This is a genomic window from Maribellus luteus (assembly GCF_003576475.1).
Classification (GTDB): domain Bacteria; phylum Bacteroidota; class Bacteroidia; order Bacteroidales; family Prolixibacteraceae; genus Draconibacterium; species Draconibacterium luteum.
In genome coordinates this window covers 1-583 of sequence record NZ_QWGR01000170.1, presented here as the reverse complement: position 1 = coordinate 583, position 583 = coordinate 1, and the positions used below count along the sequence as shown (strand labels likewise).

Annotated in this window: 1 protein-coding gene; it reads right to left on the bottom strand. The window is 63.5% G+C overall.

Features of this window, described 5'->3' with window-relative positions; genetic code table 11:
* Positions 1-370, bottom strand: a 370-nt coding sequence (locus tag D1614_RS27115; RefSeq protein ID WP_119440518.1) for a GFA family protein, incomplete at its 3' end; no start/stop codon positions are given.
* Positions 371-583 lie beyond the last annotated feature (213 nt).

Below are 583 nucleotides of genomic sequence, written 5' to 3'. Positions count from 1 at the left end.
GAAACCACGGCTGCTTGCTGCGCGTGTACACGTGTGCCGCGGGCGTGAAGGCTTGCTGGTCCTCCAGCGTGCCTGGCCGGAGCAACGCGATGTTTGGCCGGTTCAACGGCTCCGCCCACAGGCGTGTGTCGCAGCGCCGACAGATGCGGGCTCTGCGAGTCTGCCCGTTGCCGAGGTTGAATTCGGCAAGCGGCGCCTCTCCTTCCAGGATCTGCAGGTCCGGGCGGTGAACCCACATCACCGGCAACGCCGCGCCGCCGGTGCGACGTTGGCACATGGTGCAGTGGCAAACGTAGAAGGTGAGCGGATCAGCGAGGAGCTGGAATTTGACGCTGCCGCAGAGGCAGGAGCCTGGGTAGGGAGCGGGCATAAGGTTCACCGGCGAGGCGTGACACCAAGGCAGTCTGGCAGGAAAATTCGGCTCGACGCTTTGAAACAGCAAACTGAGGGGGACCAACTTGCAAACGCGTCATAGCGCGATGGATAGCACCACAACGTTGCCGACCATGATAGAGGACATCCCGGGGCTCGGCCGTCTCTACGCACCTACCGGTAATGCCGCTGTGCCCCATGTGCTGGTGCT